This window comes from Companilactobacillus sp. y65-5, assembly GCF_057541095.1.
In genome coordinates this window covers 155,950-173,195 of the sequence record NZ_BAAJOA010000001.1, presented here as the reverse complement: position 1 = coordinate 173,195, position 17,246 = coordinate 155,950, and the positions used below count along the sequence as shown (strand labels likewise).

Here is a 17,246-nt window from a genome sequence, read left to right as displayed (position 1 = left end):
TTATCGCTCCATTATTATCGTCACAGGTCCATCATTGGTCAATGAGACTTGCATATCAGCTCCGAATTCACCTGTGGCAACATTTATATCGTAATCTCTTAATGCATCATTGAACTGGTCATACTTCGCGCTAGAAGTTTTAAAATCACCAGCACCAGTGAAGCTAGGCCGATTCCCTTTTCTCGTATCTGCATACAGCGTAAATTGAGAAATCGACAATATCTCACCGTCAATATCTTTGATGGCCAAATTCATTTTATCATCTGCGTCAGAAAACACCCGCATATTGGCTATCTTATGTGCCATGTATTCAATTGTTTCATCGTTGTCCTCATCAGCGAATGCTACCAACAAACAAAATCCTTGATCAATTTGACCAAGGATTTTATTGTCAACACTAACCTTTGCATTCGAGACGCGTTGTATAACTACCTTCATCCTATTCAACCGTCCTTTTAATCTCATATACATCTGGTACATTTTTCAATTTAGAAATAATTTTGTCCAAATGTTCCTTATTATTAACACCTACGCTGACATGAATAACTGCCATCTTTTCTTTGTCGAGACGTCCATTGACATTGATCAAAGAATTAGTATTTGAATTGATAACTTGAAGCAATTCGTTCAACAAGCCATTTCTATTGAATGCATAAATATCAAGTTCGGCCGTATAACGTTTTTCATGAGTAACATTATCCCAATCAACCTCGATAAAACGCTTCTTAGCTTCTTCACTTTGAACATTAGGACAATCAGCTCTATGAACAGTTAACCCACGTCCCTTAGTGATATATCCGACAATCTCATCCCCCGGAATTGGATTACAACATTTTGCAAGCCTTATCAAAAGGTTATCGATACCTTGTACCGAAATACTTGTATTAGCGTTTGCCTGTTCTTTCTTTAGCTTAGAATTTTCAGGACTGGGTTTAGGAGCATTCTCGTGTTTCTCAGTAATCACGCTCTCTTCTAGTTCTTTTTTCTCGGCTTTTTTCTTATTCTCCGGATCTTCACTGATCAACTTATGAATCACGTTGATAGGCGAAAGCTCACCATAGCCGACCGAATTATACAATTCTTCAGGGTCAGTATAATTAAAAATATTAGTGGCTAATTCAATATGCTTCTTATCAAGATATTTTTTGGTCGATAATGAACGGTTCTTCAACTCGGTCTCCAACAATTCATGACCGATTTGAATGTTCTCTTGACGATCCTTAATCCTGAAATAACGTTTGATTTTGTTACGAGCACGAGATGTATAAACCATTTGAATCCAGTCTCGACTCGGCGTGGAATTTTCATTCGTCAACATCTCAACAATATCACCATTTTTCAATTGGTAATTCAATGGAACCATTCTGCCATTAACTTTTGCACCAACAGTATGACCACCGACTTCTGTATGAACTTGATAAGCGAAATCCAACGGAATCGATCCCTTAGGCAATTCACGAACTTCACCTTGAGGAGTGAAGATATAAACTCTGTCATTAAAAATCTCACCTTTGACAGATCTCATAAAATCAGCGGCGTTATCTGAATTCTCCTGTAATTCCAGAATCTCACGGAAAACATCGATCTTTTGTTCATTCTCATCTAGATGAACTCCTTCGAAGTTTCCTTCCTTATAGGCCCAGTGTGCGGCAACACCATATTCTGCAATCTCATGCATCTTGAAAGTACGAATCTGCACTTCTAGTGGTTGTCCGCCGGGACCAATGATAGTAGTATGCAGTGATTGATAGCCATTCGCCTTGGGAACAGCGATATAGTCCTTGAAACGTCCCGGAATTGGTTTCCATTTAGAGTGAATCGAGCCTAAAACTGCATAACAATCTTTGACGGAATCGACGACGATCCGAATAGCTAGTAAATCATATAATTCTGAAAATTGCTTATGTTTGTCACGCATTTTTTTATAGATCGAGTAAATATGCTTAGGGCGTCCATAAATATCATACTTAATGCCTAAGGCATCAACACTGGTTTTGATGTAGTCAATTGCTTCAGCAATATAGGCTTCACGTTGACCACGTTTGCTATTCATCAGATGGACGATCCGGTAATACTGTTGGGGATTGATGTAATGAAGCGAAAGATCTTCTAATTCCCATTTGATCTTACTGATACCTAATCTATCAGCCAATGGTGCGTAGATCTCTAAAGTCTCGTTAGCAATGCGTCTTTGTTTATCAGGGCGAAGGGCCTTCAATGTGCGCATATTATGCAACCTATCAGCCAGCTTGACCATAATGACACGCAAGTCTTTTGCGGTCGCTAAGAGCATCTTACGATGATTTTCAGCTAACAATTCTTGGTGTGAGTGATACTTGTACTTACTGATCTTTGTAACACCATCGACAATAGTAGAAACTTGGCTGCCGAATAACTCTTCGACATCGCCGAGAGTAACATTAGTGTCCTCGACAACATCGTGCAAATATCCTGCAGCTACTGTATAAGGGTCCATACGTAGTGATGCCAGTATTTGCGCCACTTGAGTAGGATGAATAATATATGGCTCACCAGTAGCCCTCTTTTGCTCCTTATGAACGTATGCAGCAAAGTTATATGCTTTATTTACGAATTCGACGTGATCATCATTCATATATTCACGACAAATATCGAGAACTTGATCAGGAGTATAGTCTTCATTTTTTTTCATTTTCGTTCACCCCTTCGATTACAATAAAAAGCACCCCGCGTGGTTCGAGTGCTTTTCTTTACGTATCATTATGCTTTCTTTAGTTATAAAAAACAATCAATTTTGATTATCAAAAAGAAAATAAATCAAAATACTCAAAACTAAGTAGATTCCGGACAAAAAGTAGCCATATCGTCCATATTTTATGAATACACTGATTACAAATATCACTGGGAATATTGCCATATTAAAAAACGACAAGTGATACTTTCTCGTGAACCAACCAATAAATCCTGCAAAGAATATATTGATTACAAAAAATAACCAGACAATTCGATTAGTTCTACCTAGATGGAACAAATTAAATAATATTGGCATAATAAAAACCAAAATAATAGATATTAGTGCGATATAAGTTGATTTAGACTTCTCAACTTTTTTCCAAAGATTCTTCAATTTTTATTCCTCATTTTGAATTAAGTTCATAGCTATATGATAGCACTGATAAGAAGTACATTGGGGCTGTTTCGGCTCGCATTATTCGAGGACCTAATCCGATCGAGACGAATCCGTCATTTTGTAAGTTTGCCACTTCTTCAGCTGAAAATCCACCTTCTGGCCCAAATGTACAGATTATTGAACTGGGAGCAGATTTGAGTTCTTGCGCCAAAATACTAGTCTCGCCTTCCTTAGCAGATTCTTCATAAGCTATCAGTTTCAAGTCAGCACTGGAACTATTTAAACTGCTGATATCATTCATAAAAACAACTTCTGGAATCATTCTACGCTTAGATTGTTGTGCAGCGTTTTTAGCAATTTCTTGTAGACGAGTAATTTTTTTCTCTACAACGTTTGATTTCCAACGCATGATGGAATACTGCGAATTGAAGAAAACGATTCTAGTTGCACCTAGTTCTGTCGATTTTTGAGTGATCCATTCAACTTTGTCTTTTTTTGACAAGGAACAAGCAATCGTCACGTCGACTGGTAATTCAGTCGTCGGCTTATCACTTTTGTTGACAATAAATTGAATGAACTTATCGTCTGTATCGACTTGATTCACAGTTGCTTGAAATAAATCACTCTTATCATCTACTAAATAAATAACGTCTCCAACCTTATGCCGCAAGACTGTAGCTAAATGCTTGTATAGTTCTTTATCAGAAATTTTTATCGTATCTGTATTAATTGTTTGATTAACGAAGTATTGCTCCATTTTGCTCCTCGATATTCTTTGTTCTCTTGCAAATCAAAGTTGACCAACCTTTAAGATGCAAACTTTCGATTACTGAAAATCCTTGTTCATCCATTAAGCCAGTGATCAGCTGTTCTTTCTCATTAATAATACCAGATAAAATAACAAACCCTCTATCATTAAGATGCGATTCAATATCTGGAATGAACTGCTCTAAAACGTCAACTAAGATATTCGCCACGATCACATCGACTTTGCCATCAACACCATCTAACAATGAATTCTCAAACACTTCGATATCTTCGCATCCGGTATTCATTTGAATATTCTCTTTAGCAGCCTGAACTGCCGCTGGTGCCAGATCGAAGGCCTTAATATTTTGTACACCTAGTTGTCGCGCCTGAATCGACAAGATACCTGAGCCAGTACCGACATCAAATAACGATTCGGCATCACCCAAGATCATCTCTAATGCTTGCATACACGAAAAAGTCGTAGGATGCGTACCTGTCCCAAAGGACTTACCAGGATCCATAACGATGATATGTTCATCTGCTGACTTAGGTTGATAGTCCACCCAATTAGGAACTACAGTCAAGTAATGACTGATATGAACAGGATGATAATACTGCTTCCATTCATTTTCCCATGAGCTTTCATCCACCGAACTCTCTTCAATCTCCACACCATCAATATCAAAACCATATTCTGGTAATTTATTGATCTCAGTTTGTAGTTCGTTGATAAGTTCTGGATGATAGGTTTTTTCGTCAAAATAAGAATTGATCTTCGTTTTTACTTGATCGTTATCATCATCAACGATTTCTGTACCTTGAGCACCAATTTTCATAAATGTATCTGAAATTATTTCTTCATTTATAGTATCGGGAATCAAGACACTAATTTTTTTCCAAATCATAATTTGCCTCCGTCTCAATATCTCTAAGATTACTAGAAATTGGCAATAAAAAAAAGACGTTCTTGCGTCTTTATTTGATATAAGATTGAATTTCATTTATGAAATCTATTTCACGTTTACGAATAACCGTTCTAGCTTTTGAAACTTGTAGCTTATCAACCACGTTATTTTCATAGTCCAAGTAGTTAAGCGCATCGATCAATGCAATGAAATAATTATTCAAGCTCTCATAAACCTTTGAATTTTCCAAGTTATATTTTGAAATATATGAATTACCTAGCTGGATAAATCGCTTGATGTTATAAACATAATTTTCAGCAAGACGGGAATAAGTTTCATAAGTCAGAGCTTCCCCTCTTTCAATCAGATTCATAGTCTTGAAGTATTCAACGAAGACATCTCGATACGTTAAAAATCTCTCCACGAAGACGTTTGTCTCCAACATATGTGTTCTCTCTGCACTAATGAATGTCATTATTCCTTCACCTCAATATTTATTTTTTTATAATATAACATAAATTATTAATTATGCAAAGTATAATATAAAACTTATTATGAAGTTCAAAAAAATAGAATGTCACGGTAAATGACACTCTACTTATCTTTAGATTCATCTTTTTTTGTACCAGTTGCCGGTTGTCTCAAAGATTCATTATTTTTGAACAATTTCTGTGCCTCTGATAGTTTTTCTGGACTTTTTTTGATTTCTTGAGAGATCTTACTAAAATCATTATCCGCAGGGTCATTAGTGTACTTACGTTTAAAAAAACGCATGATCATCGCTCCTTCTGTAACATTGCTAACTATTATATAACAAGTATTTATATTTTAACTTAAATATATTTAAATTACTAAAATAATTGAGAGGATGCCTTACTTTAAAAATATCCGTACTTTGTTATGATAGAAAGTATAAGAATTGCAGTTAGGGTGATAAGTATGGGAAAAAAGAAAAAAATACAAAAGACGTTAGTCGAAAAAATATTAGATAAAGAAAAAGTTTCATATGAACCAATGACTTTTCCAACTCAAATGGAAGGTGACACTCAGGAACTAGTCAATGATGGTAGCGAAAAGAATGGTTATAAGATTTACAAGACATTAGTTTTGATTGGAAACAAAACTGGTCCAATAGTTGGTATGGTGGCACTCGATAAACACATCAGTTACAAAATGCTTGCCAAATTATCTGGCAACAAAAAAGTTGGCATGGTCCCACTAAAAGATCTAGTAAAAACTAGTGGTTTTGAACACGGAGCTAACAGTCCTGTTGGAATCCACTCACTACACAACTACCCTATATACTTCGATACCGAAGCGGACAAAGCCGATAAGATCATTGTTTCCGCTGGAAAAGTTGGACAATCACTTCTCGTCGAACCACATGACTTGGCGAAGGCAGTTGATGCAACATTTGGTGAATTCGCCGTGGACGAACCCGAAAATTAATTTATTATTAAGACTTTATGAGAAAATTATCACAATTGTAATTGACAAAGCTTCAAGAATCAGTATATACTTAATCGTGTTAATATTTGGACTACTAGTATATCAATTGGTCGCAGAGAATTCATTTTAAGCTGAAATATGAATACCATATAATTGTATACGAACCTACCAAATAGCACTTATCATTGTAATGATGGTACGTAGTTCGGCGTTAACGATTATAAGTGAATTTCAATTTGAAATTAATTAAGGTGGCACCACGGAAGCTATTTCGTCCTTTTATAGGATGAAATAGCTTTTTTTTATACTTTTAGGAGGTTTTTATATGTCTAATTTACAAAAGGAAGATTTTTCCAAATGGTATTTACAAACAATTCAAAATGCTGATTTGATGGAATATGCACCCGTTAGAGGTTGTATCATATTCAAGCCAGATGGGTATGAACTATGGGAAAGAATTCAACAACGTTTTAACGAATACCTTGCAGAACAAGGTATCAGAAACGCTTATTTCCCTATGTTGATCCCTAAGCATTTCCTCGAAAAAGAAGAAGAACACATTGAAGGCTTTGCTCCTGAGTTACCTTGGATGACTCAAGTTGGTGACGAAAAACTTGAAGAGCCTTATGCCCTACGTCCTACATCTGAGACAATCATCGGTGATTCATTCAGTAAGTGGATCAATTCTTATCGTGACTTACCATATGAAATCAACCAATGGGCTAATGTTTTCCGTTGGGAGAAGAAAACTCTACCATTCCTACGTACTTCAGAATTCCTTTGGCAAGAAGGACATACTGCTCACGCAACTGAAGAAGATGCTCGTCGTAGAACTTTAAATGTACTTGACGCTTATGAAGACTTGATCATGAACTTCTTGGCTATTCCTTCATATAAAGGTCAAAAGACACCTTCAGAGCGCTTTGCTGGTGCTGTGGATACTTATTCAATCGAATCAATGATGAGAGATGGTAAAGCCGTACAAGCTGGTACGTCTCACTATCTTGGCAATAACTTCGCTGAATCATTTGATATCAAATTCTTAGATAAGGACAACACTCAAAAGTATGTATACACTACTTCTTGGGGTACCTCAACTAGACTTATCGGTGCTATGATCATGGAACACGGTGACGAAAACGGACTAGTATTACCTCCAGTAATCGCACCTACACAAGTTGTTTTGATCCCTGTTGGTCCTTGGCAAAAGAATCCAGAAATCATGAATACACTTGAAAAGATTCAAGCAGAATTGAAAGATAACAAGATCAGAGTAAGAATCGATGATTCAGACTCAACTCCTGGTTTCAAATTCAACGACTGGGAATCAAAAGGTGTGCCAATGCATATCGAATTTGGCCCAAGAGATTTGGAAAACAACTCTGCTGTTATCAAGATGCGTGACCTCGACGACAAACAATCAACATCACTTGATTCAATCGTTGAATACGTCAAAGATCAATTGACAACAATGCAAAGCAGATTATTAGAATCAGCTCGTAAGAGAAATAAAGAAAATGAATACTATGATATTGATACATTAGATGCTTTGAAAGAGCATATTGCAAAGAAGAAGTCAGAGAATGAAACTCCAGGATTCATCTTGATCGGCTGGGACGGTACAGAAGAAACAGAAGCTAAGATCAAAGAGGAAACAGGATTCACCACTCGTAATATTCCTTTCAATCCACCAATGGAAAAGACTGTCGACATCGTTAGTGGCAAACCTGCTAAATACACTGTTTGGATTGCTAGAGCATACTAATATTTTTAACCATCAAGAATCTGAGACTCGTTCTCAGGTTCTTTTTTTGCCAATCAAAAAATAGGAGCATCGGCCCAAGATTCCGATACTCCTATTTTTAATTGTTATTAACCTGAATCCCATAATGGATCATGTTAAAGATAAATCTCTATGCTGGTGCTACACCGTCAGATGCAACTTCACTCTTAGGTACTTTGACCCTACTTTCAGAAGCATCAACGATAGTAGCAGCAACCATTGAGCTAGTTACATTAGTAGTTGTTCTTGCCATATCAGCAAATGCATCGATTCCGGCGAAGATACTTACTATTTGAACTGGTAGTCCAAGTGTAACGAACATTGCCGTTGCGAGCATGATACCACCACCGGGTACTCCGGCAGTTCCCAATGAAATAACTGGGCACAACAAGATGATAACGATGATTTGAACTAGTGAGATTGGCATACCCAATGAGTTCATTGCATAAATAACTAATAGTGGAGGCCAAACTCCGGCACAACCAGACATACCAACGGTCGTACCTAATGGTCCAACAAAGTTAGCGATGTTTTCTGATACTTTTTCTTTTTTAGTTAAACAATCAATATATAGTGGCAAAGTACCAGATGAACTACGAGTAGAAAATGCCATTAATTGAGCTGGTAAAATATTTTTGAAAAATTGAACTGGTGATTTCTTTGCTACAAACTTGAGTAAGATACTGTCTGTAACATATATATGGAAGAAACAACCTATGAAGGCCAAGGCGATGATCAAAGCTAAAGGCATTAGAGCCTTGGAATCACTGGTACCGATTGTATCAGCCATTAAGAAAATAATTGAATATGGCAAGAATTTAATAATAACACCAATAATTTGGTATACAATTGCGTGACAATCATCAGTAAATTTTTTGAATGTATCCATAGAACCCTTCTTTTTGCCTGACAAGTAAACTACAGCTACTCCGACAAGAATTGAGAAGAATACTACAGGAATTACTTGACCTTGAGCCATTGCGTTGAACAAATTGTCAGAGAACAAGTCTGTAATAACAGTAGTGAAATGTGGAATTTTTTCTGCTTTAAAGCCTTCCACGATACTCAAATGACTACCTTTACCAATTCCAGAAACAAGTGCCAATACTACACCAACGATTGCGGCTAACATAGTTTGGAATAGTAACCAGAATAACGACTTCCCTCCGATTTTTTTCAATTCATGTAATGATTCCATCGAATAAATACCCTTGATCAATGAAACTAACAACAATGGAATAACCATCATTGAAATTACTTTAACATAAATCGTACCTAAAACTGCCACGTAAGAAGTGTGACCTTTGAAAATCATCCCAAGTACAACACCAACCACTAATGCTACCACTGACGTGAAAGTGAAATTGGTCTTTTTGTTCAGCCAGTATATAAAATAACAGGCAATTAGTGAAGCTAATAACGTACTTGATTCAGATAAAACATTCATAATTATCCCCCAATAATTCAGATTTATTTTGGTACATTCCAATTTTAGCAAAAAAATAAAGCGAACCCTCAAATTAACCCTTCAATTTGGGGGCTCACCTTAGATTTCTTTGGTAGCAATTTATGACCTCACCCATAAATCGCATTAAACTACTAAACACATGTAATTCTTAAAGCGTCCTCTAAAACTTTTGATTAACCTTTCAAATCAAATCTTAGTTTCATTTCTGGAGAACCAAGTTCGATCATGTCACCAAGAAGCTTAATCGATGAACTCAATGCTATATCAGCAAATTTTTGATTAGCCTTGGTTAGATAATCTACAACATCGCTTTGATCGGCCAAATGCTCGTCTGTATCGATCTGGATGTTTCTGAATTGACCAACAGTTTCTAATTCAAATGTGTTACGTAAGTCTTGATACAATTCATAGTCGGCATCACCGATCAATCCCATTGCACGACTTAACCAGTAAACGGAGTTTGGTTCAAATGTTGTTGGAGTATCACGATATGTAGCAGGTGTGTCGTTTACGTTAACATAGAATGGAACAATCGTGTCAAACGTATTAATACCAAATGCCAACCACTGTACACCAGCAATTTCATCAGGAACATCATTTCTGATTTGTAGAACGTGTAAACTGTGATTACGGTTGATACCGATAGGTCTGAACATAGTCTTCTCTTCTTCAGTACCCATCTTGCCATAGATATCATATGGAGTATTCTCGTAATGTGTTCCTAGAGCAAATTTGAGATCTTCAATTGACAGTTTCTTGTTTGAGTGACAAATGAATGGCAAATCTTGATCTCTAGGATCTTGTTCGATTTCTGGATTGAACAGTTTTTGAATATACCAAGCACGTGGATTGTTATATTCTGAATCTCTAACTGTTGCGCTACCAAAAATGTGACGAAGGTTATATCCTTCTCTATCAGGATTCAAATGATATTTTTCAATTAAATCCTTCAATCCAGCTGAACACATTGTGTCTTCTGAATCGAAGTCAAATGTGTCGATATTCATTCTATTTGGTGCAACAACATATGCGTCATCTGGAATCTTAACAGCAGCCCAGTTGTGACCAGCAATTGTTTCTAACCACCAAATTTCGTCTTTGTCAGAGAATGAAATACCATTTGGTTCATAAGTTCCATATTTTTCTAACAAAGCACCTAAGCGTTCTACACCTTCACGGGCACTGTGAATGTATGGCAATACGATAACTTCTAAGTCCTCTTCACCAATACCACCTTCGTTGTATGGATCAACGCCTAAGATTCTCGAATTTGTTGTGATTGTCTCAGTAGCTGACATTGCAACATTAGCATCATTGATACCAGCAGCTCCCCAGAGTCCTTCTTTCAAAATCGATCTTGGTGTCAGTGTATATTTCATAGGATCATCAGGCAATTCAATCTCTAAGCCAGTAATAACTGATTTGTAATTTTTCTTTTGCTCTTCTGGTTTTACCACGATAAATCTTTGTGGTTCGATTGAACCATGAGCGTCATTATCTCTAGCGATCATTGTTGATCCGTCGATTGTTGCATCTTTACCTACTAACATTGCTGTACATGAACCACGAAATGCTTTTTTCATAATTATTAATACTCCTCCGATAAAGTTATTTGTGATAACAAAATTGAAAAATGTATAAATTATTTTTATAGCACAATCAAATCATGTGGAATACTGATCATGTTCTCATAGCCGTCTTCTGTGACTAAGACTTGATCTTCGATTCTTACTCCACCCCAGTTTGGAATATAAATTCCTGGTTCAATTGTCAAAATCGTATTAGGTTGAAGGATCTCGTCGAATGTTTCGGCAAGGAATGGATATTCGTGAACAAATAATCCAATACTGTGACCGATCTTATCGTATGTCAAAGGTCCGTATTCAGTTCCTTTAAGTGGTTTCAAGGATTCTGGATAGAAGTCCTTAGTATTTGCTCCAGCCTTTGTAATTGCTTCGGCAGCTTCAAGACTCTTACGTGTATATTCGTAAACTTCTCTTTGCTTAGCAGTTGGTTCACCCACAACAACAGTTCTAGTCATATCTGACATGTATCCGTTGTATTGGCAACCATAATCCATCAGCACGAAGTCACCATACTCAACGGCCTTCTTTGAAGGAATTCCGTGAAGTAGTGATGTAGTCTTACCAGAAATCAGGATATTTCCATAAGGTTGTGTGTCAGCACCCTCTTCAACCATATAGAGGGATAGCTTGGCAGCTAATTCTTTTTCAGTGACTCCAACTTTGATATCTTTGATAATTCTGTTGAAGGCACGGCATGATATTTCACAGGCGATTCTTGAGTACTCAATTTCTTGTGGTGATTTAATGACACGCATAGCATCGATAACTTGACCTGCTTGTACTAGATCAACATTCATCTTTTGTTTGAAGTCTGCGTACATATCGTAAGTTAAATAATCATCCTCAAATGCTAGTGATTTGATATTGTTTTCCTTAACGATGTCAGCAACAGTATCTCCAACAGTTCTGCCAGGCAAGCGCCAGTTAATAATGTCGTAATCTGGAATTTCAAGTTCAGCTTGCTCAGTATAACGAGGATCGGTCAAGAAGAATTGTTTATCCTTCGTTAAGACCATATATGAATCATCACCGGTCCATCCGCTTGCAAAACGAATATTAACACGCTTTGCAATAAAGAATGCGTCAATATTTTCTTTTTCTAGATATTCACGAATCTTTGTTTCATTCATCATGTTTAACATCCTCACCTTTACTTAATAGTTATTCAGCCTTTTCTAATAGATCCAGCTTCTTACTTGATATCCATAGAATAATTCCAAGTGAAATAATAATTACCGCTAAAATACCGTAACCCATTTGGAACTTAGCAGGGACATCAGTTTTTAGTAATACGTAAACCTTTGGATAAACTAATGTTGCAAGGAAGATAGCAACTGGCCAGAATCCTAGTAGCGTACCCATGATCTTTGATGGTGCTAACTTGGCAATAAATGAATTACCCAGTGGAGAGAAGACCATTTCACCTACTGACATTAAGAAACCAACTAAAACGATCCAACCAAATGAAGCATTACCATTTCCGATATAGTCAGCGAATACCATAACTACATAAGAAATACCGATAAAGATCATTCCTAAGGCTGTCTTCTTAAACATACTCAAGTCACCCTTTGGACGTAGAGCTAACTTAGTCCATAATTTACCTAAGATTGGTCCAAGTACAATACAAGTTAGAGCATTAACAGAATCAAAGTAAGACGTTGGAATGTTGAAACTACCGATCATCCAATTTGCACGGTTTAAGAATCCAGCTCCATCACCATGTCCGAAGTAGTAATAAACTGGCATGTATGCTAGATACCAAACCATCCAGAAAATAGCTGAGAATAATGTAACTAAGATGATTGCAATAACACGTTTCTTATCTCCAGGAGTTAACTTATCATCTTGATCTTCTTTTTTCTCACCGGCAGAAGTAAATTTACGTTGATCAACCTTGAAAGGTTTACTACCGGCGTCACCTAATGATTTCATATTAACGATGAACCAAAAGGCATCAATGAATAGCAATAATGAACAAATCAGGAAAATATTGTTGAAACCAATAAAAGGAATCAACAGTACGATAAATGTCGTACCGATAAATGATCCAATATTAACGAATGTATACTGAATTGAGAATGCCTCATTCAGCTCTTTCTCATCGTCGAACAGCAAACTACTAATACCTGATAGATTTCCTTTGAATAATCCCGTACCAATTGAAACTAAAATGATCATTATCCAAATGAATCCTACAGAGCTTGCTTTCCAAGTGAAGAGATATCCAATCGCCATCAATATCATACCAACTGGAATACAAAGTACTGGTTTCAACCAGTAATCAGCGAGATAACCACCGATGATTGGTGTAATATAGGTCAGCGCCAAGAATAATGAAGCCATCGATGCGGCCTTAACATCTGTGAGACCTAGACCACCTTTTCCGACTTTTGTTGCGATCCAAATTGCAAGCATATATTTAACTGTATAAAATGATGCACGTTCAAAAGTGAATCCTAGCGAACAAACATAAAAACTAAATGGTTTCTTTTTCTTCTGTACAGTTTCCATAATGATTACCACTCTCTCCTTAATTAGTCGTGACTATCAAGCCATTCTTCAAGAAGTGCTTCGTATTTTTCATTTTCTTCAACAAATGGCATATGACGACTATGTGCGAACAATTCCCATCTAGCGTTTGGAATACGATCATACATAGTTTTGGCAATAAGTGGAGTACATAGATCGTTCGTTCCACTTGTGATCAAAGTTGGGATGTCGATATCCTTCAATTGATCTGTGTAGTTATAGTCATGCAGTGTTCCCATTGGTGAATACTCATTAGGACCCCATGCTTCGATATAACTTTCCGTACCAGGAACTTTTTCACGACGTAATGGTTCTGGTGAATCTGCAGTTGGAACTGCTGCTGCATGTTGTACCATGTAACGATCATTTGCGGCAAGATAATCTGGTTCATCATAATTACCAGTTTCTTCAGCCTTAGCAATCGCATCTTGATCTTTTTGGGACAAATACTTGATCATTCTGTGTTGCTCCTGTGCCCACAATTTTGCATCAGGTAAAGTACCAGATAAAATCATACTTTGAATACCCTCTGGCTTATAATCGCAAACATAGATCAGACTCAACATGCCTCCCCATGATTGTCCAAGCACATGAATCTTGTCCAGATTCAAATACTTTCTTAGTTCAGTTAGTTCTTCGACCCACGTCTCTTTGGTCCAGAGTGATGGGTTTGATTCAATAGCCGATTTCCCACAGCCTAATTGGTCATACATGATTAATTGACGACCATCTTTTGCCATGTTATCAAGGAGTTCGAAATAATTATGTGTTGAACCGGGGCCACCATGAAGTAAAACTAATGGCTTTTTGTCACCCGTTTGTTCTCCTACGATCCGATAATAAGTCTTATAGCCCTTAAACGGCATATATCCTTCTTGTACTTTCACGAATAATAACCTCCCATAATTTTATTTACAAATTCCCACATGTAACTCTATGTTTTGAACATAACTTTCCTCCAATAAATTGCGTCATTTTCAGTCTAAGTGATGCCTTTCACAATCTATGGCAAAAAGAAAACTGAAATAGGTCCTATTTCAGTTTACAACATTTATGCGGTTTCCGAAAGCGCTCACATAAAAAATATTATTATTTCTCGCTATTAATACCATTATTGATACCAATGTTTTCCAATTGTTTCACAATGATTTCGAATTCATTTTCATCAATTGTTCGAATATCCAAAAGAACTTTTCCGTGACTAACACGCGTAATGACGGGATAGCTAGCATATTCGAGTAATTTATTCAGTTTAGTTTCAGAAAGTTTTGAATTTATTTCAATTAAGAACGTAGGTAGTTTTACATCTGGGAAAGAACCACCGCCAACAACAGTGGTACCTTCATCGATTTCTGCTGTGAAACCTGTACGTTCAGAAATCATTTTTTGTAACTTATCTGCCTTAATTTTCAATTCATCTTTTCCGATAGTCAAATCACGTAAAACTGGAATTTTTTTGATTGCCTGCTCTGGATCACGATATATCTTTAAAGTTGCGATCAACGATGCCAGAGTAGATTTATCAACTCTAAGAGCACGTAATAATTGATTACGTTTGATCATGTCGATATATTTCTTTTTACCAGCTATTATTCCGGCTTGTGGTCCACCGAGCAATTTATCGCCTGAGAACATGACTAAGTCGCAGTTCTTGACCTCTTGTTTGATAGTAGGTTCATGGAGTCCATATTCGCTTAGATCGACCATCAAGCCACTACCAAGGTCATTTACCAGCGGAATGTCATGCTTCTTAGCAATTTTTGACAAGTCATTTGAATCAGGCATATCAGTGAAACCGATCAGGCGGTAGTTACTCGTGTGGACTTGAAGAATCCCACCAGTCTCTTCATTGATAGCATCTTCGTAATCTTTGACGTGAGTTTTGTTAGTCGTACCCACCTCATGCAATATGCCACCAGTAGAAGTTATGATATCTGGAACTCTAAAAGAACCGCCAATTTCAACTAATTGACCACGAGAAATCAATACTTCCTTGCCATTGAACAAAGTACTCAACACCAGCATGACAGCAGCGGCGTTGTTATTTACAACTATCGCATCTTCAGCGCCGGTCAATTCTTTCAATAGCCTACCGATATGTTTATAACGATCGCCACGTTTTCCTTGAGTAATATCATACTCTAAGTTTGTAGCATGACCAGCTACTGAAACCAAAGCATCCTGAGCCTCTTGAGCTAATTTAGCACGTCCCAAGTTTGTATGCAGGATGACACCAGTTGCATTGACGACTGGCTGCAACTCTCTGACACGATTATCGTCAAGTCGCTCTTTGATTTTTTCTTCAAAGTATTTATCATCAAGTGCATCATGAATATTGTTTTTGAGTATGCTAGTTCGTGTGCTATTGAGCACATCTTCAATTACTTCCTTGACTTCGATCACACTACGTTGCTTTTCCCAAGCTAAGCAAACATCTAAATCAAGTAAGTCATTTACAGAAGGTAAGTTTCTCAATAATTCCTTAGTCTCCATTAACTAGCCCTCCTATATTCTTTGATCAGTTTGTCCATTGCATCTAAGAAAGTTTCTACTTCGGCTTTAGTGTTGAAACTAGACAGTGAAACTCTGACGATTCCTTGTTCCACAACATCAAAGTTTTCTAGAACTTTCGGTGCACAATGAGCACCAGTTCTAGTGGCAATTTGATATTCATCCCATAACCATTGACCAACTTCAGCCGAATTCAAAGTACCGACATTGAAGGCGACCGCTGAAGTTCTGTTCTCAACATATGGCGTATAAATCTTAACTTCAGGATACTTAGCTAACGTCTCCAGAATCTCTGCAGTCAATTGATTGACTTGATGTCTGATATTAGCCAATCCCTTAGCTTCGACATATTTAACACCTTCATACAAACCAGCTAGTCCAGGAACATTGATCGTACCTGCCTCTAATCTAGTAGGATATTCAGCGGGCATTTCAGGACTGAATGAATCGACGCCGGTACCACCACTCTTCAGCGGTACGATCGGCAATTCACTGCTCAAACAAATCCCACCTGTACCTTGTGGTCCATACAGAGACTTATGTCCCGTAAAGCACAATACATCAATGCCTAATTTTTGAATATCGATATCCAAATAACCAGCACTTTGAGCTGCATCGACAACTAATAATAAGTCGTGCTCACGACAGAATTGACCAATTTTTTCGATCGGCAAAACATATCCGTTAACATTTGACGCATGATTGCACACTACAACCTTAGTCTTGTCATTAACGAACTTTTCAAATTCATCAGTATTCAATTCTCCAGTTTCGGGATCAAACGAAACATAATCAACATCAACTCCGATTTTTCGCAGTTGTTCTAATGGTCTAATAACCGAATTATGCTCATACATAGTTGATATTGCATGATCACCTGGTTTTAATAGCCCCTTCAAAACTGTATTTAAACTGTCAGTTACATTACTCGTGAATGTCACTAAGTCACTACTAGGTACATTGAATAAGCTAGCGATCTCTTCTCTAGTAGATTGAACCAACAAACTACTGTTTAGACTATACGATGATGAATCTCGACCCGGATTACCAAAAGTTCCACTTGTAAGTACCTTCGCAACATTTTCACCAACCGATTTTGGTTTCACAACGGTTGTTGCAGCATTATCAAAGTAAATCATTTGTATTATCTCCT

15 protein-coding genes and 1 other annotated feature are annotated in these 17,246 nt (G+C 37.1%); of the genes, 2 read left to right on the top strand and 13 right to left on the bottom strand.

Annotated features, from left to right (window positions below):
• The 6 genes from dtd to AC27FM_RS00940 form a co-directional block, all read right to left on the bottom strand.
• On the bottom strand, nucleotides 1–438 hold the full coding sequence (dtd, locus tag AC27FM_RS00965) for a D-aminoacyl-tRNA deacylase (protein ID WP_487085332.1): 438 nt from the start codon (nucleotides 436–438) through the stop codon (nucleotides 1–3).
• 1 nt (nucleotide 439) lies between these two features.
• A complete protein-coding gene (locus tag AC27FM_RS00960) occupies nucleotides 440–2,671 on the bottom strand; it encodes a RelA/SpoT family protein (RefSeq protein WP_487085331.1) in 2,232 nt (743 codons plus the stop codon).
• 445 nt (nucleotides 2,672–3,116) lie between these two features.
• Nucleotides 3,117–3,866: an RsmE family RNA methyltransferase gene (locus AC27FM_RS00955; RefSeq protein WP_487085329.1), complete on the bottom strand. Its 750-nt coding sequence runs from the start codon at nucleotides 3,864–3,866 to the stop codon at nucleotides 3,117–3,119.
• Nucleotides 3,847–4,764, bottom strand: a complete 918-nt coding sequence (prmA, locus tag AC27FM_RS00950; RefSeq protein WP_487085328.1) for a 50S ribosomal protein L11 methyltransferase — start codon at nucleotides 4,762–4,764, stop codon at nucleotides 3,847–3,849. Before prmA ends, AC27FM_RS00955 begins: the two co-directional genes overlap by 20 nt.
• A 70-nt stretch (nucleotides 4,765–4,834) precedes the next feature.
• Nucleotides 4,835–5,239, bottom strand: coding sequence for a hypothetical protein (locus tag AC27FM_RS00945; RefSeq protein WP_487085326.1), 405 nt, complete (start codon nucleotides 5,237–5,239; stop codon nucleotides 4,835–4,837).
• A 119-nt stretch (nucleotides 5,240–5,358) separates the two neighbouring features.
• Entirely contained in the window at nucleotides 5,359–5,538 is a 180-nt protein-coding gene (locus tag AC27FM_RS00940) for a hypothetical protein (RefSeq protein ID WP_487085324.1), read from the bottom strand.
• Nucleotides 5,539–5,703: 165 nt separating this feature from the next.
• On the opposite strand from AC27FM_RS00940, the gene AC27FM_RS00935 reads away from it, so the two are divergent.
• The gene (locus AC27FM_RS00935; RefSeq protein ID WP_487085322.1) at nucleotides 5,704–6,213 is read left to right on the top strand and encodes a YbaK/EbsC family protein; all 510 of its coding nucleotides are present in this window, start codon (nucleotides 5,704–5,706) and stop codon (nucleotides 6,211–6,213) included.
• A 72-nt stretch (nucleotides 6,214–6,285) separates the two neighbouring features.
• Nucleotides 6,286–6,495, top strand: a binding site (T-box leader).
• A 43-nt stretch (nucleotides 6,496–6,538) separates the two neighbouring features.
• Nucleotides 6,539–7,978 (top strand): proline--tRNA ligase, encoded by a 1,440-nt coding sequence (proS, locus tag AC27FM_RS00930; protein WP_487085320.1) that lies wholly within the window; start codon nucleotides 6,539–6,541, stop codon nucleotides 7,976–7,978.
• A 148-nt stretch (nucleotides 7,979–8,126) separates the two neighbouring features.
• Here the strand turns inward: proS and AC27FM_RS00925 are convergent, their stop codons facing one another.
• From AC27FM_RS00925 to AC27FM_RS00895, 7 genes are all read right to left on the bottom strand, one after another.
• Nucleotides 8,127–9,443 (bottom strand): dicarboxylate/amino acid:cation symporter, encoded by a 1,317-nt coding sequence (locus AC27FM_RS00925; protein WP_487085319.1) that lies wholly within the window; start codon nucleotides 9,441–9,443, stop codon nucleotides 8,127–8,129.
• A gap of 194 nt (nucleotides 9,444–9,637) precedes the next feature.
• The gene (locus AC27FM_RS00920; RefSeq protein ID WP_487085318.1) at nucleotides 9,638–11,047 is read right to left on the bottom strand and encodes a C69 family dipeptidase; all 1,410 of its coding nucleotides are present in this window, start codon (nucleotides 11,045–11,047) and stop codon (nucleotides 9,638–9,640) included.
• A 65-nt stretch (nucleotides 11,048–11,112) separates the two neighbouring features.
• Nucleotides 11,113–12,183, bottom strand: coding sequence for a M24 family metallopeptidase (locus tag AC27FM_RS00915; protein WP_487085317.1), 1,071 nt, complete (start codon nucleotides 12,181–12,183; stop codon nucleotides 11,113–11,115).
• Between the two features lie 28 nt (nucleotides 12,184–12,211).
• On the bottom strand, nucleotides 12,212–13,564 hold the full coding sequence (locus tag AC27FM_RS00910) for a peptide MFS transporter (protein ID WP_487085315.1): 1,353 nt from the start codon (nucleotides 13,562–13,564) through the stop codon (nucleotides 12,212–12,214).
• A 23-nt stretch (nucleotides 13,565–13,587) separates the two neighbouring features.
• Complete coding sequence (gene pepI, locus AC27FM_RS00905) at nucleotides 13,588–14,469, bottom strand: proline iminopeptidase (RefSeq protein WP_487085314.1); 882 nt, start codon at nucleotides 14,467–14,469, stop codon at nucleotides 13,588–13,590.
• 202 nt (nucleotides 14,470–14,671) lie between these two features.
• Entirely contained in the window at nucleotides 14,672–16,075 is a 1,404-nt protein-coding gene (gene selA / locus AC27FM_RS00900; RefSeq protein ID WP_487085312.1) for an L-seryl-tRNA(Sec) selenium transferase, read from the bottom strand.
• Nucleotides 16,075–17,232, bottom strand: a complete 1,158-nt coding sequence (locus AC27FM_RS00895; protein ID WP_487085310.1) for an aminotransferase class V-fold PLP-dependent enzyme — start codon at nucleotides 17,230–17,232, stop codon at nucleotides 16,075–16,077. Before AC27FM_RS00895 ends, selA begins: the two co-directional genes overlap by 1 nt.
• Nucleotides 17,233–17,246: the final 14 nt, after the last annotated feature.